General features: G+C 69.5%; 18 protein-coding genes. 4 read left to right on the top strand and 14 right to left on the bottom strand.

All coding sequences use genetic code 11. From position 1 onward, the window contains the following. Positions 1-361: 361 nt before the first annotated feature. The 3 genes from ABZ434_RS27915 to ABZ434_RS27905 form a co-directional block, all read right to left on the bottom strand. Positions 362-808, bottom strand: coding sequence for a DUF6113 family protein (locus tag ABZ434_RS27915; protein WP_359142358.1), 447 nt, complete (start codon positions 806-808; stop codon positions 362-364). Next, positions 805-1,704, bottom strand: a complete 900-nt coding sequence (gene mshB, locus ABZ434_RS27910) for an N-acetyl-1-D-myo-inositol-2-amino-2-deoxy-alpha-D-glucopyranoside deacetylase (protein ID WP_359142356.1) — start codon at positions 1,702-1,704, stop codon at positions 805-807. The genes ABZ434_RS27915 and mshB overlap by 4 nt, the downstream gene beginning before the upstream one ends. 120 nt (positions 1,705-1,824) lie before the next feature. Beyond that, positions 1,825-2,019 carry a DUF2304 family protein gene (locus ABZ434_RS27905; protein ID WP_148020542.1) on the bottom strand — a complete coding sequence of 65 codons (195 nt, stop codon included), beginning with the start codon at positions 2,017-2,019 and terminating at the stop codon, positions 1,825-1,827. 166 nt (positions 2,020-2,185) lie between these two features. Here ABZ434_RS27905 and ABZ434_RS27900 point away from each other — a divergent pair, with 166 nt between their 5' ends. Next, complete coding sequence (locus ABZ434_RS27900; protein WP_359142354.1) at positions 2,186-4,312, top strand: prolyl oligopeptidase family serine peptidase; 2,127 nt, start codon at positions 2,186-2,188, stop codon at positions 4,310-4,312. Positions 4,313-4,314: 2 nt separating this feature from the next. Here ABZ434_RS27900 and ABZ434_RS27895 read toward each other — a convergent pair whose 3' ends face one another. The 6 genes from ABZ434_RS27895 to ABZ434_RS27870 all read right to left on the bottom strand — a co-directional run bounded on the left by ABZ434_RS27895 (position 4,315) and on the right by ABZ434_RS27870 (position 11,600). Continuing rightward, positions 4,315-5,370 (bottom strand): hypothetical protein, encoded by a 1,056-nt coding sequence (locus ABZ434_RS27895; RefSeq protein WP_359142352.1) that lies wholly within the window; start codon positions 5,368-5,370, stop codon positions 4,315-4,317. A 219-nt stretch (positions 5,371-5,589) separates the two neighbouring features. Continuing rightward, positions 5,590-6,987, bottom strand: coding sequence for a dipeptide ABC transporter ATP-binding protein (locus ABZ434_RS27890; RefSeq protein ID WP_359142350.1), 1,398 nt, complete (start codon positions 6,985-6,987; stop codon positions 5,590-5,592). Next, complete coding sequence (locus tag ABZ434_RS27885) at positions 6,977-7,954, bottom strand: ABC transporter ATP-binding protein (RefSeq protein ID WP_359142349.1); 978 nt, start codon at positions 7,952-7,954, stop codon at positions 6,977-6,979. The genes ABZ434_RS27890 and ABZ434_RS27885 overlap by 11 nt, the downstream gene beginning before the upstream one ends. A 13-nt stretch (positions 7,955-7,967) precedes the next feature. Next, a complete protein-coding gene (locus ABZ434_RS27880; protein ID WP_359142347.1) occupies positions 7,968-8,942 on the bottom strand; it encodes an ABC transporter permease in 975 nt (324 codons plus the stop codon). After that, the gene (locus ABZ434_RS27875) at positions 8,935-9,858 is read right to left on the bottom strand and encodes an ABC transporter permease (RefSeq protein WP_359142346.1); all 924 of its coding nucleotides are present in this window, start codon (positions 9,856-9,858) and stop codon (positions 8,935-8,937) included. The genes ABZ434_RS27880 and ABZ434_RS27875 overlap by 8 nt, the downstream gene beginning before the upstream one ends. Before the next feature lie 110 nt (positions 9,859-9,968). Further along, the gene (locus ABZ434_RS27870; RefSeq protein ID WP_359142345.1) at positions 9,969-11,600 is read right to left on the bottom strand and encodes an ABC transporter substrate-binding protein; all 1,632 of its coding nucleotides are present in this window, start codon (positions 11,598-11,600) and stop codon (positions 9,969-9,971) included. A gap of 185 nt (positions 11,601-11,785) precedes the next feature. Between ABZ434_RS27870 and ABZ434_RS27865 the strand changes: the two genes are divergently transcribed. Beyond that, entirely contained in the window at positions 11,786-12,241 is a 456-nt protein-coding gene (locus ABZ434_RS27865; protein ID WP_359142343.1) for an NUDIX domain-containing protein, read from the top strand. Positions 12,242-12,285: 44 nt separating this feature from the next. On the opposite strand, the gene ABZ434_RS27860 is transcribed toward ABZ434_RS27865, so the two are convergent. Further along, positions 12,286-12,759 (bottom strand): NUDIX domain-containing protein, encoded by a 474-nt coding sequence (locus ABZ434_RS27860; RefSeq protein WP_359142341.1) that lies wholly within the window; start codon positions 12,757-12,759, stop codon positions 12,286-12,288. A gap of 115 nt (positions 12,760-12,874) precedes the next feature. On the opposite strand from ABZ434_RS27860, the gene ABZ434_RS27855 reads away from it, so the two are divergent. Then, complete coding sequence (locus tag ABZ434_RS27855; protein ID WP_359142339.1) at positions 12,875-13,363, top strand: MarR family transcriptional regulator; 489 nt, start codon at positions 12,875-12,877, stop codon at positions 13,361-13,363. Next, positions 13,360-14,727 (top strand): MFS transporter, encoded by a 1,368-nt coding sequence (locus ABZ434_RS27850; RefSeq protein ID WP_359142337.1) that lies wholly within the window; start codon positions 13,360-13,362, stop codon positions 14,725-14,727. The genes ABZ434_RS27855 and ABZ434_RS27850 overlap by 4 nt, the downstream gene beginning before the upstream one ends. Positions 14,728-14,825: 98 nt before the next feature. Here the strand turns inward: ABZ434_RS27850 and ABZ434_RS27845 are convergent, their stop codons facing one another. The 4 genes from ABZ434_RS27845 to ABZ434_RS27830 all read right to left on the bottom strand — a co-directional run bounded on the left by ABZ434_RS27845 (position 14,826) and on the right by ABZ434_RS27830 (position 19,950). Then, entirely contained in the window at positions 14,826-15,953 is a 1,128-nt protein-coding gene (locus tag ABZ434_RS27845) for a dipeptide ABC transporter ATP-binding protein (protein ID WP_359142335.1), read from the bottom strand. 25 nt (positions 15,954-15,978) lie between these two features. Beyond that, the gene (locus ABZ434_RS27840) at positions 15,979-17,043 is read right to left on the bottom strand and encodes an ABC transporter ATP-binding protein (protein ID WP_359142333.1); all 1,065 of its coding nucleotides are present in this window, start codon (positions 17,041-17,043) and stop codon (positions 15,979-15,981) included. A gap of 10 nt (positions 17,044-17,053) precedes the next feature. Continuing rightward, positions 17,054-18,031 (bottom strand): ABC transporter permease, encoded by a 978-nt coding sequence (locus ABZ434_RS27835; protein WP_359142330.1) that lies wholly within the window; start codon positions 18,029-18,031, stop codon positions 17,054-17,056. Positions 18,032-18,147: 116 nt separating this feature from the next. Further along, complete coding sequence (locus ABZ434_RS27830) at positions 18,148-19,950, bottom strand: ABC transporter substrate-binding protein (RefSeq protein WP_359142328.1); 1,803 nt, start codon at positions 19,948-19,950, stop codon at positions 18,148-18,150. Positions 19,951-20,035 lie beyond the last annotated feature (85 nt).

Genomic DNA, 20,035 nt, shown 5'->3' with positions numbered 1-20,035 from the left:
CGTCGTCTCGGTCCTCGGCTCGTCGGGCTGAGGCGGATCCGCAGGCTCCGGGGACTCCTCCGGGGCGTCCTGCGAAGGGTGCAGCGACGGATACTGGCGGGATCCGTACGGCGGCGTACCCGAGGGGTACGCGGCTCCCCCGCGACCCTGGGGCCCGGAGGACGAACTGTCAGTTTCACGACTCAAAGCAGGTTCTCCCGATTGGCTCCGCCGCCCGTACTTCCCCCATGCCGCAGGCCAGGGGACGGCTCGGCGCGCGAACCACCTTACTGGCCGCGGCCGACAGACACCCCGCGACCGGGGGAAACGACTGCGCGCCCCCCGGACGGACAGGGGGCATTACGGGATGGGACGTGGCACATTACTTGCCAGGTCGGCCGCTGTCGGCCCCCAGTTGGGGTGACCGCGACATGGTGGCACAGATCACAGCGATGGCCATGCCCCCCAGCATGAAGAGGGCGAGGCCGAGTTCGTTCCCGAAGACGTAGTCCCCCTCCGGTCTTCCGCCCAGCAGAACAATGACCGAAATCAGCCATCCCGCGGCGGGTGCCAGGGCACCTGGCTGCGTGCCCATGAGGCAGCGGCCGCCATGGAAGAGGCCGGCGGACGCGAGCAGCGCCAGGAGCAATCCGCCGGGGAACCAGGCGGATTGGACGAGCGTTCCGGCGATGCCCACGAGGGCGCCGAGGACCGCCAGGCCCAGCAGGGCGGCGATCCGGCGAGGATCGAGGGGCGCGGCCAGGCCGGTGGCCGGAATGTCCCTCGGTGGTGCGTTGGTCCGCGCGGCCCGCGGCCTCCCGTCGCTCATCGGACCTCCTCCGTCACGCCCGCGAAGAGATCATGCTCCCGGGTTCCGCCGGTGCCGCCCGGGGCGCCGCCCACCAACTCGTAGTACTCGGTGGTGAGGACGGGCTGGCCCAGGTCGTTCGACAGGGCGAAGAAGGCGCCGTCGAGCGCGATCTGGGTGGCGTGCGCCCGCATCGCGGCGGCTTTCGCCTCGCCGTACCCGGTGCCCTCGATCTCGGCGGTGACCAGGGTGTCGTCCACCACACCCGGTACGTCACCGATCGCGGCGATGCCCCCGAACGCGTCGGGAGCGGTGGCCCGCAGCCGGGCGAAGCCCTCCTCCGCGACGGAGCGCGGCACCCGGTTCCAGTAGGTCTTCGCGATGGTGTGCGCCGGGCCGGAGGCGGGGCGGTGGCCGGGGTCGGCGGCCAGTTCTGCGGCGCGCGTGGCGACCCGGTGCGCCTGGATGTGGTCGGGGTGCCCGTAGCCCCCCTCGGGGTCGTACGTCACCAGGACCTGGGGACGCACCTCGCGGATCACCTCCACGAGGTACCCGGCGGCCTCGTCGACGTCGGCGGACCAGAAGGCGCCGGGGCGGTGGTTCTGCTCGGCGCCCATCATTCCGGAGTCGCGGTACCGGCCGGCGCCGCCGAGGAGGCGGTGGTCGGTGACCCCCAGCTCCTTCATCGCCGCCGCGAGTTCGCCCCGGCGGTAGGGGCCCAGGGCGTCGTCCCGGTCCGCGGCGAGATGCGCGAGGGCGGGCGGGATGATCTCGCCCTCCTCGCCGAGTGTGCAGGTCACCAGCGTGACCAGGGCGCCCTCGGCCGCGTACCTGGCCATGGTGGCGCCGTTGTTGATCGACTCGTCGTCGGGGTGCGCGTGCACCAGGAGCAGACGCCGGGCGGGAAGGTCCGTCATGGGGACCACCCTACGAGCCGACGGCCCCCGGCAGCGACGGCGGCCACGCTCCGGCCGCCGAAGGCCCACACGCACCGCACACGCCGGAGGAGGCCGGGGCACCACGCGCGATCGCGGGGGTCAGAACTTGATGCCTCCGATCACGCCGGCCAGGTTCGTGGTCAGCTCGGAGATGCTGGGCGCTATGGACGAGCTGGCGAGATAGAAACCGAGCAGCATGCAGACGACCGCGTGTCCGCCCTTCAGTCCGGATTTCCGGATCAGCAGGAAGACGACGATCGCCAGCAGCACCACCGCCGAAATCGAGAGCGCCACGGCGGTTCACCTCCATCGGTACGGTCGGGACGGGCAGCACGCATGGAGCCAGCAGGTTCATACCCACCGAGCGCTACGGATCATAACTATCCGTGGCAACGCATTGATCGGGGCACAGCAGCACGAGGGGCGCACGGCCGGCGGGCCCGGCCGATAGGTTCGGCATATGACGCCGCCAGAGATCACCTTCCCGATGCAGTTGGCCCGGACCATGCGCTTCACCCTCGGCGCACCGCGCGCGTTCACGGTTTCACCCGACGGGGAACGCGTGGTCTTCGTGCGCTCGGGATCGGGCACCGACCGCTCGGGCCGGCTCTGGGTGCTGGACCTGAGCGACGGTGCGGCCCCGCGGGAGCGGGTCGTGGCCGATCCGGCGGCCCTGCTGGGCGGTTCGGCGGAGCGGCTCTCGGCCCAGGAGCGGGCCCGCCGCGAGCGGAGCCGCGAGGGGTCGTCGGGGATCGTCGGCTACGCGGTGGACGCCGCTGCCGAGTTGGCGGCGTTCGCGCTCTCGGGGAAGGTGTACGTCGCCGACCTGCGGGCCGGAACGGCGCGCGCCCTGCCCGTGCCGGGCCCGGTGATCGATCCGCGTCCCGCCCCTGACGGACGACACATCGCATACGTGTCCAAGGGGGCGCTGCGCGTCGTGGGCGCCGACGGAGCACAGGACAGGGCTCTGGCGGAGCCGGAGGACGCGAACGTCTCGTACGGCCTCGCGGAGTTCATCGCGGCCGAGGAGATGGCCCGCTCGCGCGGATTCTGGTGGTCGCCGGAATCGGACCGGCTGCTGGTGGCCCGGGTCGACGACAGCCCGGTGCGGCGGTGGTGGATCGCCGATCCCGCGCACCCGGAGCGCAAGCCCGCCGAGGTCGCGTACCCGGCGGCCGGTACGCCCAACGCCGAGGTGCGGCTCTTCGTCGTGGACCTGGCCGGGGAGCGTACCGAAGTGGTGTGGGACCGGGCCCGGTTCCCGTATCTGGCGCGGGTGCACTGGTCGTCGGACGGGGCGCCGCTGCTGCTGGTGCAGGCCCGTGACCAGCAGAGTCAGCTCCACCTGGCGGTGGACCCGGAGACCGGGGCCACCCGGACGGTGCACGCGGACGAGGACCCGGTGTGGCTGGAGCTGTTCCCCGGGGTGCCCGCGTGGGCGCCGGACGGTCGGCTGGTGCGGATCGCGGACGAGGGCGGGGCGCGGGTCCTCGCGGTCGGCGACAGGCCGCTGACCGGGGCCCAGTTGCAGATCCAGGCGGTGCTGGACATCGGGGAGTCCGACATCCTCGTCACGGCGTCGGCGGGCGAGCGGGCGGCCGTGGCGGAGATCGGCGAGAGCCATGTGTACCGGGTCAACGAGCTGGGCGTCGAGCGGGTCTCGGAGGGCGCTGGCGTGCACGCGGCGGTCCGGTCCGGCCGGGTGACCGTCATGGTCTCCACCGCGCTCGACGTGCCCGGATCGGCGGTGGGGGTGTTCCGGGACGGGAAGCGGATCGCCACCGTCACCAGTCACGCGGAGCAGCCGGTCCTGTCCGCCCGGCCGCAGCTCACCGAAGGGGGCGCACGGCGAATTCCGTGCGCCGTGATGCTCCCCACCGGCTACAAGGAATCGGATGGTCCGCTTCCGGTCCTGATGGATCCGTACGGCGGGCCGCACGGCCGCCGGGTCCTCGCCGCACACAATCCCCACCTCACCTCGCAGTGGTTCGCGGACCAGGGCTTCGCCGTGATCGTCGCGGACGGCCGCGGCACCCCCGGCCGCTCACCCGGCTGGGAGAAGGCCGTCAAGCACCGTCTCGCCCTCACCCTCGACGACCAGATCGAGGCGCTGCACGCGCTCGCGGAGCGGTTCCCGCTGGACCTGGACCGGGTGGGCATCAGGGGCTGGTCCTACGGCGGCTTCCTCGCCGGCATGGCGGCGCTGCGGCGGCCCGACGTCTTCCACGCGGCGGTCGTGGGCGCCCCGGTGACCGACCAGCGGCTGTACGACACGCACTACACGGAGCGCTACCTCGGCGACCCGGCCACGCAGCCCGAGGTGTACGCGTACAACTCGCTGCTCACCGACGAGGGGCTCTCGCACGCCGCCGACCAGGTACGGCCGATGATGATCATCCACGGGCTGGCGGACGACAACGTGGTGGTCGCGCACACCCTGCGGCTGTCGTCGGCGCTGCTCGCGGCGGGCCGCCCGCACGAGGTGCTGCCGCTGAGCGGGGTGACGCACATGACCCCGCAGGAGAAGGTGGCGGAGAACCTCCTGCTGCTCCAGGTCGACTTCCTGAAGCGCTCACTCGGCAGGTAGGGCTACCAGCCCGGCGGCGGCTGCGAGGGCGGTGGAGGCGGCCCGAAGCCGCCGCTTCCCTGCGGGTATCCGTACCCCGGGGCCGGCGGCTGCTGCCCCGGATAGGGGGTGGGCCGGTAGCCGGGGGGACCGAACTCCCCGGACCCGTACCCGGGACCCGTCCCCGGCCCGTACGGACCGGGGACGTCGGCGAAGCCCCTGGGCGCCAGCGCGATCAGCACCACCAGTGCGGCGAACACCTCGAAGATCCAGCTTAGGATCGTGAGCTGGGTCTCCGTGGGCAGCGAACCGAAGTCGTCGAGCAGGTCGTAGTGCACGATCCGGACCACGCCCAGTCCCCCGCCGGGCAGCAGCAGCGCGGCGGCCACCAGCCCGAACGGCCGCGCGTGCACGGCGTGGAAGAGGGCACTCGCCGCCGCGACGAGACAGAGAAGCGCCAGCGCGGCGGTGCCCCAGCCCGGCGGCGGATCGATCGCCCCCTGCGGGACCCGTTCACCGCCCACGTACCACTCGGGATAGATCTCCGGGAACCGCACCATCTGGCGGATCTCCCACGCGATCAGCACCGCTCCGGCCGCACCCAGCATCAGGAACGCGGCGACGGAGGCACCCGGCCCCGGGCGGGAGGGCAGCTGCTCGTAGGAGTCGGCCGGCGGGCGGCGGCCGGCCCCGGCGGTGATGAGCAGCGCGATGCCCGCGGCGAGGGCCACGAAGGCGCTGATCAGGGCACGTGAGCGGAGGTCGTCGGAGAACACCGACTCCATCCGGTCGCTGCCGATGCCCCAGAGCCCGGGAAGCCGTACGGCGAGGGTGATCACGCCGGTGGCGACGAGCACGGTGGCGGCGACCGGGGAGCGCAGCGCGGCGACCACGGCGACGACGTACACGACGAGGAGGGCGACATCCAGGGGTGAGGTCGCGGGCATCGCCTGCGGACGCGCCTCGGGGAAGCCGGCCCAGTAGCGCCACAGCTGGTCGGCGTCCACGGCCCTGATGTCCCGTACGAGCCAGCTCACGACGACCAGGGCAAGCACCGCGCAGAGAGCGGCGCCGGTCACTCTTGCTCCACGGGTGAGTATCACCCCAGCGATACTCCCCCGCCCCCGGCCTCCCGACAAGAGGGCCGTCGGCGCGGTCCCGTCGGGCGACCGGCCGGAGGGACGCGAGTCCTCCCGGCCGGTCCACGGCACCCGCACGGCCGTACGCCGTCCATGCTGACGGGTCCGTATATCGGACGTGAGACGCCCGAGTTGCCCACGCGTTAACGGGCCGCCGGCTCAGCCGACCCTGCTGCTGCCGGAGGGCGGCGGAGGGCCGTCATCATCGTTCCCCGCCTCCGGCGGCACGTCGGCCTGCTCCGGCCCGGGCTCCGGCGACGGCTCCGCCTCCGGCGGCACGTCGGCCTGCTCGGGCTCCGGCCGCACATCCGGCCGCGGCGGCGCCGGCTCCCCCTCGGGCCGCGGCGGCTGCCCGGCCTCCCGGTCCGCCTTCTCCAGGTCCGGTCCCGCCCCGGCGGCGCCCTCGCCGCCCCCCTCCACCTGCTCCAGCGTCCCCTCCGGGGGCACCACCCGCTTCTCCTCCGCGAAGTGACAGGCCGAATCATGCCTGGCCGGGCTCTCCGTCAGCCGGAAGGCCGCCGGGACCGCCAGCAGCGGCACCTCCAGCTCGCACCGCTCCTGCGCCTTCCAGCAGCGGGTGCGGAATCGGCAGCCGGACGGCGGATTGGCGGGCGAGGGAACGTCGCCGTGCAGGATGATCCGCTCGCGGTACTCGCGCGCCATCGGGTCCGGCACCGGCACGGCGGAGAGCAGAGCCTGGGTGTACGGGTGCGTGGGGTGGTCGTAGATCTCCTCGTCCGTGCCGATCTCGACGAACCGGCCGAGGTACATGACGCCGACCCGGTCGGAGATGTGGCGCACGATGGACAGGTCGTGGGCGATGAACACGTAGCTGAGGTCGAACTCCGCCTGCAGCCGGTCCAGCAGGTTGACGACCTGGGCCTGGACGGAGACGTCGAGGGCCGAGACGGGTTCGTCGGCGACGATGATCTCGGGGTTGAGCGCGAGGCCTCGGGCGATGCCGATGCGCTGGCGCTGACCGCCGGAGAACTGGTGCGGATACCGGTTGATGTACTCCGGGTTGAGGCCGACGACGTCCAGCAGGTCCTGGACCTTGCGCCGCCGGTCACCCTTGGGCGCGACCTCGGGGTGGATCTCGTACGGCTCCCCGATGATGTCGCCGACCGTCATGCGCGGGTTGAGCGAGGTGTACGGGTCCTGGAACACCATCTGGATGTTGCGGCGCACGGCCTTCAGCGCGCGGCCGGACAGCTTGGTGACGTCCTCGCCCTTGTACCGGATCGCACCGGCCGTCGGCTGCTCCAGGTGCACCAGCATCCGGGCGACGGTCGACTTCCCGCAGCCGGACTCGCCGACGATGCCGAGGGTCTCGCCGGCCGCCAGGTCGAAGGAGACCCCGTCGACGGCCTTGACGGCACCGATCTGCTTCTTGATCAGGATGCCCTGGGTCAGCGGGTAGTGCTTGACGAGGTCGCGTACCTCCAGGATCGGCTCCCCGCCCGCGTAGCTGCTGCGCTCCCGCGACTTGGCCAGGAGGTCGCGTGCCACCTCGCCCTCTTCGCGCGCTCCCTTGCGCCCCGAGTGGTCAGCGTGCATCGAGCGTCTCCTTCCAGAAGTGGCAGGCGCTCTGTCGGTGCTCCGCCACGTCGTACAGCGGCGGCACGTCGGTGCGGCAGACGTCCTGGGCCATCGGGCAGCGCGGGTTGAAGGCGCAGCCGGGCGGGATGTGCAGCAGGTTGGGCGGCAGGCCCTTGATCGCGTACAGCTCCTGGCCCTTCTGGTCCAGGCGCGGGATCGAGCGGAGCAGGCCCTTGGTGTACGGGTGTGCGGGCGCCTTGTAGATGTCGTGGACCGGCGAGGTCTCCACGATGCGGCCCGCGTACATCACGGCGATCTTGTCGGCGACGTCGGCGACCACGCCGAGGTCGTGGGTGATCAGGATCAGGCCCATGTTCAGCTCGCGCTGGAGCTCCGCGAGCAGGTCCATCACCTGGGCCTGGACGGTGACGTCGAGTGCGGTGGTGGGCTCGTCCGCGATGATCAGCGAGGGTTCCAGGGCCAGCGCCATCGCGATCATGATGCGCTGGCGCATCCCGCCGGAGAACTGGTGCGGGTAGTTGCCGACCCGCTCCTTAGCGGCCGGGATGCGGACCCGGTCCATCAGCTCGACGGCCTTGGCCTTCGCGTCCTTGCGGGACAGTCCGCGGTGCACGACGAACATCTCGCCGAGCTGCGCCCCCACGGTCAGCACGGGGTTGAGGGAGGAGAGAGCGTCCTGGAAGATCATGGCCATCTCCCGGCCACGGATCTTCCGGCGTTCCTCCTTCTTGAGCTTGAGCAGGTCGCGGTCCTTGAAGAGGATCTCCCCGCTGCTGATCCTGCCGGGCGGCATGTCGAGGATGCCCATGATCGCCTGTGCGGTGACCGACTTGCCGGAGCCGGACTCGCCGAGCACGGCGAGCGTCTCGCCCTCGGCCACCGAGTAGTTGACCCCGTTGACGGCCTTGGCGACCCCGTCCCGGGTGTGGAACTCCACGTGCAGATCGCGCACTTCGAGCAACATGGCAGCGGACTCCTCAGCGCAGCTTGGGGTCGAGGGCGTCGCGCACCGCGTCGCCGAGCATGATGAACGCGAGCACGGTGACCGCCAGCGCCCCGGCGGGCCAGAGGAGCATGTGCGGGGCGTTGCGGATGTACTGGGACGCGGCCGAGATGTCGATGCCCCAGGACACGGCCGGTGGTTTCAGGCCGACGCCGAGGAACGACAGGGTCGCCTCCAGGGAGATGTACGTGCCCAGCGCGATGGTCGCGACGACGATGACCGGGGCGACGGCGTTCGGTGCGATGTGGCGCAGCATCATCCGCCCGTTCGAGGCGCCGAGCGCCCGGGCCGCCTGTACGTAGTCGTTGTGCTTGGCGGTGATGACGGAGCCGCGGGCGATACGGGCGATCTGGGGCCAGCCCAGCAGCACGATGAATCCGATGACCGGCCAGACGGTGGAGCTGGTCACCACGGAGAGGAAGACCAGGCCGCCGAGGACGACGGGGATGCCGAAGAACACGTCGGTGAGGCGGGAGAGGATCGAGTCCCACCAGCCGCCGAAGAAGCCGGCCAGACCGCCGAGGATGCTGCCGATCACGGATACGCCGATGGTGGAGCAGATGCCGACGGTGACGGAGTTCCGCGCGCCGTACACGACACGGGTGTAGACGTCGCAGCCCTGTCCGTCGTAGCCGAAGGGGTGGCCGGGCTGGGAGCCCTCCTGTGCCTTGTCCAGGTCGCAGTCGAGCGGGTCGCCGGAGGCGATGAGCTGCGGCCAGATGGAGATGATCACCAGGAACAGGATGATCAGCGCGGAGATGATGAAGACGGGGTTGCGGCGCAGGTCACGCCAGGCGTCGGACCACAGGCTCTGCGGCTTGGTGCCGGGGCCCGTCCCCCGTGGCCCGCCGGGCGTCTTCTCCAGGGAGTCGCCCTCGTCGAGCGCGAGGTCCATCGTTCCGCCGGCTCCGGCGGACGAGATCGCCTCGTCCGGTGTCTGCTCAGGCATAGCGGATCCTCGGGTCGAGTACGGCGTACAGCAGGTCGACGATCAGGTTCGCCGCCAGGAAGACGAGGACCAGGACGGTGACGAACCCGACGACGGTCTGCGAGTTCTGGCGCAGGATGCCCTGGTAGAGCTGGTAGCCGACACCGTGGATGTTGAAGATCCGCTCCGTGACGATCGCACCGCCCATCAGGGCGCCCACGTCCGTACCGATGAAGGTGACGACGGGGATCAGCGAATTGCGCAGCAGGTGGCGGACGACCACGCGGCGCCTGGGGAGGCCCTTGGCGGTCGCGGTGCGGACGTAGTCGGCACGGGCGTTCTCGGCGATCGAGGTGCGGGTGAGCCGGGTGACGTAGGCCAGCGACACCGAGGCGACCACGAGCCCGGGGATGATCAGCTCGTTGAGCGGGGCCTCGCTGGAGACGGAGGGTTTGATGACGCCCCACTCCACACCGAGCAGGAGCTGGAGGAGCAGACCGGTGACGAAGGTCGGGATGGAGATGACGACCAGGGTCAGGATCAGCACGGTCGTGTCGATGGGGCGGCCGCGGCGCAGGCCGGTGACGACACCGAGGCTGATGCCGATGACGATCTCGAAGAAGATCGCCACGAGGGTGAGGCGGATGGTGATGGGGAAGGCCGTGGCCATCAGTTCGGTGACTTCCTGCCCGTTGAACGCGGTGCCGAAGTCGCCGGTGAAGACGTTCCCCATGTAGGTCAGGTACTGCTGCCAGACCGGCTTGTCGAGGCCGAATTCCGAGCGGAGTTGGGCGGCGGTCGCCGGGTCGCACTGGCGGTCGCCGCAGAGACCCGCGATGGGGTCACCCATCACGTTCACCATGAGGAAGATCAACAGCGTGGTGCCGAAGAAGACCGGGATCATCTGCAGCAGCCGCCGGATCACATAACGTCCCATGAAGGGCTCCGGGGGTCGCGGGGCGGAAGTCTCTGGGCTGAGAAGTCGTGGGACGGGGAAGCCGGGTGGCCGGTGCGTGGACGCACCCGGCCACCCGGCTGCTTATCGGGTCACTTGACCTCGATCTGCTCGTACACCGGGACGCTGAACTGGTTCAGGGAGACGTTGGTGATGTTCTCCGAGTAGCCGGCACTGCCGTTCTGGTACCAGAGCGGGATGACGGGCATCTGTTCGACCATGACCTTCTCGGCGTCCTGGAAGGTGGAGACGGCCTCGGCCTTGTCCGACTCGGCGTTCGCCTTGTTGACGAGGCTGTCGAACTGCTTGTTGTTCCACTTGCCGTCGTTGGACGAGGCGTTGGTGTAGTAGACGGGCTGCAGGAAGTTCTGGATCAGCGGGTAGTCCATCTGCCACCCGGCGCGCCAGGCGCCGTGCAGCTTCTGCTGGGAGACCTGGCTGCGGAAGTCGGCGAAGGTGCCGACCGGGGCGCCCACGCACGCCTTGTTGTTGCCCATGACCTTGTTGATGCTGTTGCAGACGGCGTCCACCCACTCCTTGTGGGATCCGGTGTCCGCGTTGTACGAGATCTTGAGCTGGCCGCCGGGGATGCCGCCGCCGTCCTCGATCATCTTCTTGGCGTCGGCGGCGTTGTACGTGCACTCCTTGCCGCAGAGGCCCTTCTTGAAGCCGCCCTCCTCGCCGAGGACCGGTGAGGTCCAGTCGGAGGCGGGGGTGCGGGTCTTCTGGAAGATCTGGTTGGTGATCTGCTCGCGGTTGATCGCCATGGAGAGGCCCTGGCGGACCTTGATCGCGCCGGGGGTGTTCCACTGCTTGTCGTAGAACGGGAACGCCAGGGTCTGGATGATGCCGGCCGGGGTGTTGATGTAGCGGTCGCCGAGGTCCGCCTTGACGTTCTTGAGCTGCGAGGCGGGCACGTCGTCGACGAGGTCGAGGTTGCCTGCCGTCAGGTCGGTGTAGGCGGTGTTGTTGTCGGTGTAGACCTTGAGGTCGATCCCGCCGTTCTTCGCCTTGTCGTCACCGGGGTAGCCGTCCCACTTGCGCAGGCTCATGGACGAGCCCTTGGTGTACTTGTCGATCGTGTAGGGGCCGTTGCCGACCGGCTTGGACACCCAGGCGGCGTGGTCGGTGAAGAAGGCCTTCGGCAGCGGCGCGAAGGCGGGGTAGCCGAGGGTGTCGGGCCACAGCGAGAACTTCTGCGTCAGCTTGACCGAGAAGGTCATGTCGTTGACCTGCTTGAGGCCGGAGAGCGTGGTGGCGCTCGCGGTCCCGGTCTCGGGGTGGACCTTGTCGTAACCGTCGATGTAACCGAAGAAGTAGGCGTTCTTCTGGTTGTTCTTCAACAGGGCGCCGTAGTTCCAGGCGTCCACGAAGGACTTGGCGGTGATCTTCTCGCCGTTGCTGAAGGTCCATCCGTCCTTCACCGTGATGGTGAAGTTCTGGTTGTCCGTGGACTCGATCTTCTCGGCGAGCATGTTCGTCGCCTCGCCGGTCTTCGGGTCGTACTTCTTGAGCCCACGGAAGATCATGTCGAGGACCTTGCCGCCCTGCACCTCGTTGGTGTTGGCGGGCTCCAACGGGTTCTGCGGGTCACCCCAGGAGGAGCTCACGATCCCATCCGCGCCACCGCCACCGCCGCCGCTGTCCCCTCCGCCGCAGGCCGTCGCCGTCAGGGCGACGGCCACCGCACATGCGGCCCACTTGACCTGTGTGGCTCCGCGCATGGAGTGCCTCCTCGTAGTGCTCCGTCTTACGTGAAGTCAAATATCACCTCATAGCGGACTTGCCGCATATTTACTCCCCCCATCCGGGCGCAGCGCGACCATGCGGGTGCATTTCGGGGTCGCTACTGTGCATCCGACGTCAGGGCTTCGGCCGGCCGGCTCATACACAGGGAGGGGCGCGGACCATGGGCGCTCACGTACGGACCCGCATTTCGGCATACGCGATCGCGAGGCAGGAGGATCGCCTCCTGCTGGCCCGGCTGTCGGACGCTTCGCCCGTCTTCCTGCCGGGGCTGTGGCACCTGCCGGGCGGGGGAATCGACCCGGGAGAACAGCCTGTCGAGGCCCTGGCCCGTGAACTCCGGGAGGAGACGGGGCTCGAACTCGCACAGGCCCGGCTGGCCGACGCACGGACCTACGCGGTCCGGCGGAACGGAGTGGACTGGAGCCTCACGGCCCTGTTCTACGTCGTCACCCTCAAGGGCGGGGCGCCGACGGTGACCGAGACCGACGGCTCCACGGACGCGGTCGCATGGGTGCCCCTCACCGACCTGCGGGACGGCACGGTGCTGTCACCCGCAGCGGCGGACGCCCTCCGCATCCTCGAACGGGCCGAGGCGGCACCCGCCGCCACCTCCTGAGGCGATCACCGCGAGCGCCCCTCACGCACCTCCGCGCCCCCGCCTCACACAGGATCCCGATCGCTCCAGGGCCCGTCCGTGACCAGGGCGTCGAGCACGGACAGCACCTGCGGGGGTTCGACCGGGTCCGGCAGTGAGGCAAGATCCGTCCGGGCGATCCAGGCATACGCGTCCAGGCTCGCCCGCTCCTCTGGGAGGAGACCGGTCCGCACCAGGGGCGGGCGCTCGTCGTCGAACCGGGCGAGGAAGAAACGCTCCGTCCCGGTGTACCGCCTGCCGTTCCACCGCACGTCACGACCGACGGGCACCCACCGGTCGAGAACGGCAGCCGGGTCGAGTCCGGTCTCCTCGACCAGCTCCCGCCGCGCCGCCACCAGCGGCGTCTCGCCGGGCTCGATGCCCCCACCGGGCGACTCCCAGAGCAATGAGCCGTCGAACGGATCCCGCCAGCGCAGAAGGAGCAGACGGTCCGCCGCGTCGAGGCAGATGACCCGGGCCGCGGGCCGGAGAGGTTCCACCCGTCCGACGCTGTGCGGCACCCGAAGCGAGGATCAAGACCCGCACCGGCCGGCATCGCCCACGAGGACCGGGCATCGCACCGGCGAATTATCGCAGTGCTGTTATATTAGCGCTGTGACATCTTCGGACCCCACAGCGCTCCCCGATCCCTGGCACTCCCTCCACGAGCTCCTGGCAGCCATGGACGCCGAAATCGAGCAGGTCTACGTCGAGCGTGGCATCGAGGGAGTACGCCCCCGGTTCGCCTATCCGCTCATCCGCCTCGCCCACACCGGACCACTGACCATCCGTGAGCTCGCGAAGTCGCTGGACCGTTCGCACTCCGCGATCAGCCAGACCGTCGCCGCCATGCTCAAGGAGGATCTGGTCACCTCCGAGCCGGGGCCCGACGCCCGCACCCGGCAGATCGGCCTGACCGAGCGCGGCCGGTCACTGGTGCCGTTCCTGGAGGCGGAGTGGCGCGCCACCCACGAGACGGTCGCCGAACTGGACCGCGAAGTCCCGCATGCGATGACCGGCGTGGTCGAGGAGGTACGGCGGGCCCTGGAACGCCGGACGATGCGGCAGCGGATCCTCCACCACCTCGTCGAGCCGCCGCGATGAAGGGACGCTTCCGCCTCCGGTTCCTCGATACCCGCCCGCTGCGCGCCAGTCGGTCGTTTCGCGACCTGTGGATCGGCACCTCGGTCTCCCAACTCGGCGGACAGACAGCCGCCGTGGCGGTGCTGGCCCAGGTCTGGGATCTGACCGGCAGCCCCGTGGGCACCGGCGCCATCGGGCTCGCCACCGGCCTGCCGATCGTGCTGTTCGGGCTGCTCGGCGGCACGTTGGCCGACACCGTGGACCGCCGCACCGTGGTGCGGGCCACCACCGCGGGTCAACTGCTGGCCGCCGCGGGGCTGTGCGCCCAGGCGCTGGCGGGCAACCGGAGCGTTCTGCTGCTGCTCGCCCTGGTAGCCGTACAGACGAGCTGCGGCGCTCTCGGAGCTCCCGCCCGGCGCACCTTCCCGGTCCGGCTGCTGCCGGGTGACCAGGTCGCTGCGGGTCTCGCGCTGACCAATATCTCCTTCCAGGCGGCGATGCTGGCCGGGCCCGCGATGGCCGGGCTGATCATCGCCCGCTGGGGCTTCCCTGCCGCGTACGCCACCCAGGCAGTGGCGATGGCCGTCTCGATGCTCGCGGTGATCCGGCTGCCCGCCATGCGTCCCGACGGCGCCGACGCTGCGGGCGGCAGGCGCCGGCCGGAGCGTGGCGGGTGGCGGGTCGTCCTGGGCCGCCCGACGCTGCGCGGCTCGCTGGCCACCGACCTGGCCGCGACGCTGCTGGCCATGCCCGTCGCCCTCTTCCCCCTGGTCAACGAGATCCGCTTCGAGGGAAACCCGCAGACCCTCGGCCTGTTCCTCTCGGCGGTCGCGGTCGGGGGGATCACGGCCGGTCTGCTCTCCGGCACGGTGACGCGCCTGCGTCGCAGCGGTCTCGTTCAGCTCTCCGCCGCCGGTGTCTGGGGTCTGGCACTGGCCGGTTTCGGTCTGGTGGGGCCGCTGTGGGCGGCGCTCGGCTGCCTGGCCGTGGCGGGGGCCGCCGACACCGTGTCCGTCGTCACCCGCAGTGCCCTGGTCCAACTGGAGACGCCGGACGCGTACCGGGGACGGGTCTCCTCGGTGGAGCACGTCATCGGCGTCGCGGGCCCCGAGCTCGGCAACTTCCGAGGCGGCCTGCTGGCGTCGGCCACGTCCGCCCCCTTCGCCCTGGTCCTCGGCGGCCTCTCCGCCGCCCTGGCGGTCGGCGCCGTGGCCGCGACCCACGCACCCCTTCGCGCCTACCGCACGCCGTCCGCCGGCGCGGGGCCGGCCGGCCCCGGAGCAGCCGACGCCAAGCCGCTGGACCGGCCCGAAGTGGCCACCCCCGAAGCAGCCGTTCCCGAAGCGGCCGGCCCCGCGGCAGCGGCCGCCGGCCAGGCCCGCTGAAGCGTGCGGTGCCCCCGCAGGGCCCGGGAAACGCGAACGGGTGCCGGGACGCTTCCGCGTCCCGGCACCCGAGCTCCCGGCCTGGCCGGTACGTCCTGCTACTTCGTGTCCGCGTTCTTCTCCAGAGCGATGAGCGCGGGGTCGAGAACGACGTCCGGGCCGGTCTTCTCCGTGGTCGGCGCCTCCGGGAAGTGGCAGGCGGTCAGGTGGCCCTCACGGGCACCCGAGAGCTGCACCAGCGGAGGCTCCTCGGTCGCGCACTTGTCCTGCGCCTTCCAGCAGCGGGTGCGGAAGCGGCAGCCGGACGGCGGCATGATCGGCGACGGCACGTCACCGAAGAGCCGGATCCGCTCCGTCTTGTCGGCGTCCAGGTCCGCGTTCGGCACCGCCGACAGCAGGGCGTGCGTGTACGGGTGGCGGGGGGCGTTGTACAGGGAGTCGCGGTCGGCGACCTCCACCACCTTGCCGAGGTACATCACGGCGATGCGCTGCGAGAAGTGCCGGACGATCGCGAGGTCGTGCGCGATGAACACGAACGCGATGTTCAGCTCTCGCTGGAGCTCCTGGAGCAGGTTGATGACCTGCGCCTGGATGGACACGTCGAGCGCCGAGACCGGCTCGTCCGCGATGATGATCTTCGGGTTGAGCGCGAGCGCGCGGGCAACACCGATGCGCTGACGCTGGCCCCCGGAGAACTCGTGCGGGAAGCGGTTGTAGTGCTCCGGGTTGAGCCCGACCGTCTCCAGCAGCTCCCGCACCCGTGCCTCACGGCCTCCGGGCGGATTGATCCCGTTGACCTCCATCGGCCCCGAGATGATCGTCCCGACCGTCTGCCTCGGGTTGAGCGAGGCGTACGGGTCCTGGAAGATCATCTGGATCTCGGACCGGATCGGCGCCATCTTCCTGCGGCTGGCGTGGGAGATGTCCTGGCCGTCGTAGGTGATGGTGCCGCTGGTCGGCTCCATCAGCCGGGTGAGCAGCCGGCCCGTGGTCGACTTGCCACAGCCCGATTCACCCACCAGACCGAGGGACTCGCCCGGGTACACGTCCAGCGTCACGCCGTCGACGGCCTGGACCGCGCCGACCTGCCGCTTGAAGGGAAATCCGCCGTAGATCGGGAAGTGCTTGGTCAGGCCCTTCACGCTCAGGAGCGGTTCCGAGACATCCGGTTCCCGCTGCGCCTGAACCGTGTCCGGACCGGCGGTGTTGCTCTTGTTCTCGCTCATGGTCATAGCCCCAGTTGCCGGTACATCAGCCCAGCCGGGGCTGAATCGTCTCGATGAAAACCTGCTGCTTCTGCTCGCCGGTGAGGTGGCAGGCAGAGCCGCGCCCCTCCGGAAGCAGGGGTCGCTCGTTCACGCAGCGGCCGCTCCCGTCGACGATGTCGACGAACGAGCACCTCGGATTGAACGCGCAGCCCGACGGCGGGTTCAGGAGGCTGGGCGGCGATCCCGGGATCGGCGTCAGTTCCGAGCCCACGTCCTGGGAGAGCCGCGGCATCGAGCCGAGCAGGCCCCAGGTGTACGGGTGTTCCGGGGTCTTGAGCACCTCACGCACGGTGCCGCGCTCGACGGCCCGGCCCGCGTACATCACCAGCAGGTCGTCGACGGTGTTCGCGACGACGCCGAGGTCGTGGGTGATCAGGATGATCGCCGATCCGAACTCCTGCTGAAGGTCCTTGAGCAGATCGAGGATCTGCGCCTGGACGGTGACGTCGAGGGCCGTCGTCGGCTCGTCGGCGATCAGCAGTTCGGGGTTGCAGACCAGCGACATGGCGATCATGGCGCGCTGGCGCATACCGCCGGAGAACTGGTGCGGGAAGTCGTCGACCCGGTTCTTCGGGTCGGGGATCCCCACCTTGCCGAGCATCTCGATCGCCCGCGCACGCGCCTCCTTCTTGGAGGCCCCCGTGTGCTTCATGTACGGCTCGGCGATCTGCCGGCCCACCGTGTAGTACGGCGAGAGCGCGGTCAGCGCGTCCTGGAAGATCATCGCCATCTTGTTGCCGCGGAGCTTCTGCAGCTCCGTGTCCGAGGCGCCGGTGATCTCCTGGCCGTCGAGCACGATCTCGCCCGAGACGTTGGTGCTGCGCCGGTTGTGCAGCCCCAGGATGCTCAGGTTGGTCACCGACTTGCCGGAACCCGACTCGCCGACGATACCGAGCGTCTGCCCGCGCTCCAGGTCGAACGAGAGCCCGTCCACGGCTTTGACGATGCCGTCCTCGGTGGAGAACTGGACCTTCAGGTCCCGCACCGACAGGAAGGCTCCGGACGAGGAGGGTGCGGGCGAGTCCTCGGTCTTGGTGAGTGTGGTCACGGTCGTACTCCTAGGACAGACGCACGCGCGGATCGATGAACGCGTACGCGGCGTCCACGATGACGTTGAACAACAGGATGAAGGCGGCGCTGAAGATCAACACGCCCATGGTCAGCGGGAGGTCCTTGAGGACCACGGAGTCGCGCGCGAGGCGGCCGACTCCGGCCAGACCGAAGGTGAGTTCGGTGACCATGGCGCCACCGAAGAGCGCGCCCATGTCCATACCGATGATGGTGACGATCGGGATGAGCGAACCGCGCCAGGCATAGCGGAAGAAGACGAAACGGCTCGTCATACCCTTCGCGCGGGCTGCCTTGACGTGCTCTTCCTGCAACTGCTCGATCATCGACGAGCGCGACATTCGAGTGTACTGGGCCGTGAAGATGACCGACATGACGAGCCACGGGATCAGCAGACCCATGAACCAGCCACTGAAGCTCTCCGTCAGCGGCACGTACTTGGGCTTGTCCAGCCATCCCGTGCTGTAGACGAAGATCCCGAGAACCACCGGGCCGAGGAAGTAGATCTGCAGGGAGCTCAGCACGAGCGACGCCGAGCTGACCGTCTTGTCGACCTTCGTGCCCTTCTTCCAGGCAGCGAGCATACCCAGGCCCAGACCCACCACGAGGAAGACGACGAGTCCGCCCGCGGAGAGGGAGAGCGTCAGCGGGAGACGGTCGAGGATGGTGTCCCAGACCGGCTGGCCGCTGGCGAAGGAGATGCCGAAGCAGGGAGCCGCGCAGTCACCCATGGCCAGGTCACGACCGGCGAAGATGCCGACGATGTAGTGCCAGAACTGGACCGCCACCGGCTCGTCCAGGCCGAGGTTCTTGTGAATGACCTCCAGCGCGTCCGGGGTGCAGTTCTTTCCACATGCGAGCAGTGCGGGGTCCTGCGGGATGGCGAAGAACATGAAGTACGTGACGGCACTGATCAGGAAAAGTGTCAGGACTGCGCCGAGCGTCCGGCGAGTGAGGAATCGAAGCATGGCTGGTCGCTGCTCTCAGGACGGCGGCAATGAGGGGGACATCAGGAGAGGGCCTGACGTCCCGGGGGTGCGCGCTCCGCCGTGTGCGCACCCCCGGGATCGGCCTGTGCGGGTTGCTACTTCTTCAGGTACAGACGCGTGACGTCGACGTAGCTGGCGTCACTCGAGTACCGCAGGCCACCGACGTTGGAGCCGAAGATCTGGAACACCTTGGTGAAGTAGATCGGGGCTGCCGGGTTGATGCGCTCCACGATGTCGTGGTGCAGCGCGGTCCAGGCCTTGCCGGCCTCGGCCGGGTCCGTGATCTTCATGATGCGAGCGATCTCGGCGTTGACCTTGGGGTCGTTGACGTGCGAGTAGACGGAGGAACCGTCCTGCAGCTGGGTGCCGTCGTAGGACGGCGGGATGACGGTGGAGGCGGACGGCCAGTCCTGGCCCCAACCGGTCATGTACAGGTCGAGACCGTTCTTGACCTTGCCGACCTGCTCGTACCAGGTGGCGGAGTCGATCTCCTTCTTGACGACCTTGAGACCGATCTCCTCGAGGCGCTTGGAGATCAGGACGGCCTGCTGCTGGCGGACCGGGGTGTTGCCGTAGGCGTAGATGACCTTCTTGCCCTCGGCGCCGGCTTCCTTGATGAGCTCCTTGGCCTTGGCCACGTCGCCGTTCGGCTTCTTCAGCTTGCCGAAGGGGTCGTAACCCTTCTCGTAGCCGGGGACGGTCGGGGCCATCAGACCGGTCGCGGTCTCACCGCCGTAGGCGCCACCGTCGAGCTTGTAGAGCTGCGCGTTCGGCATCGCGTAGGTGATCGCGTCACGGACCTTCTTGTCCGTCATGCGGTCCAGGTTGAAGTTGAGCTGCCACACGTACGGCGCGTAGCCCTGGATCGTGCGCTTCATCGCGGCGGCGTCGCCGACGACCTTGCTCACCTGGTTGGTGGCGACCTGACCCGTGAACATCACGGCGTTCTTGGCCTCGCCACGGTCGGCCAGGAGGGTCTTGGTCTGGTCGTCGTCGTCGTGGTTGTACTCGATGTTGAAGCCGTCGACGTACTGGTGACGGACCGAGTCGGTCGCCGGGTCCCAGTTCGTGTTCTTGACGAGCTTCATCGACTTGCCGGGCTTGAACTCGGCGATCTTGTACGGGCCGGTCGCGACCGGGGCCGTGTCGTACTTCTCCTTGGTGTCCGTCTCCTTGGGCACCACGGAGTAGCCGGGCATCGCCAGCGCCTGACCGAGGTCGGGCTGCGCGTCCTTGAACTTGAAGATGACGGTCTTCGCGTCCGGGGTCGCCAGGACCGAGTCCGGCAGGTGCTTGCCCTTGTACGGACCGTCCGGCAGAGCCTTGCGGTACGTGGTGCCCGCGCCGGACAGCCAGTTCTGGATGTAGATCGGGCCGTCGGTGATGAACGGGGCGTACAGACGCTCGATCGAGTGCCGGATGTCCGACGAGTCGATCACATTGCCGTTCGCGTCCTTGAGGTTGTCCTTGAGCGTGTAAGTCCAGGTCTTACCGCCGTCGGTCACCTTGCCGGAGTCGGTGGCGAGGTCACCGACCACGGTGAGCTGGCCCTTGTCGTCCTCCTGGTACTGCGTCAGGCCGCGCTGGAGCAGCCGGTCAAGCTGCTTGGCGTCGCTGACGTAGCTCTGACCCGGGTCCAGGTGGGAGAAGTCGGCCTCCTGATAGACCGTCATGGTGCCGCCGGGCTTGGCGCCGGGCACCTCGGCCGCAGGACCGGTGGACGCCTTGGCGTCTCCCATGATGACGGCCGACGACTGCTTGGCGGCGTCTTCCTGGGTCTTGGTCTTGCCCTTGCTGCTGTTGTCGTTGTCGCTGCCGCCGCATGCGGTCAGCACCAACGAACCGGCTGCCACCGCGATGACCGCGGCGCGCATCTGGCGCGTACCAAAGATGCTCATGACGATGAGTACCTATCTGTCAGTAGTGATCCAACTGAGCTGCCTGGCGCATCCGGCCCTGGCCGGCGTCCGGGTGACAGCTACC

This window comes from Streptomyces sp. NPDC005761, from assembly GCF_040630635.1.
Taxonomy (GTDB): Bacteria; Actinomycetota; Actinomycetes; order Streptomycetales; family Streptomycetaceae; genus Streptomyces.
This window is presented reverse-complemented; position numbering and strand designations above follow the sequence as displayed.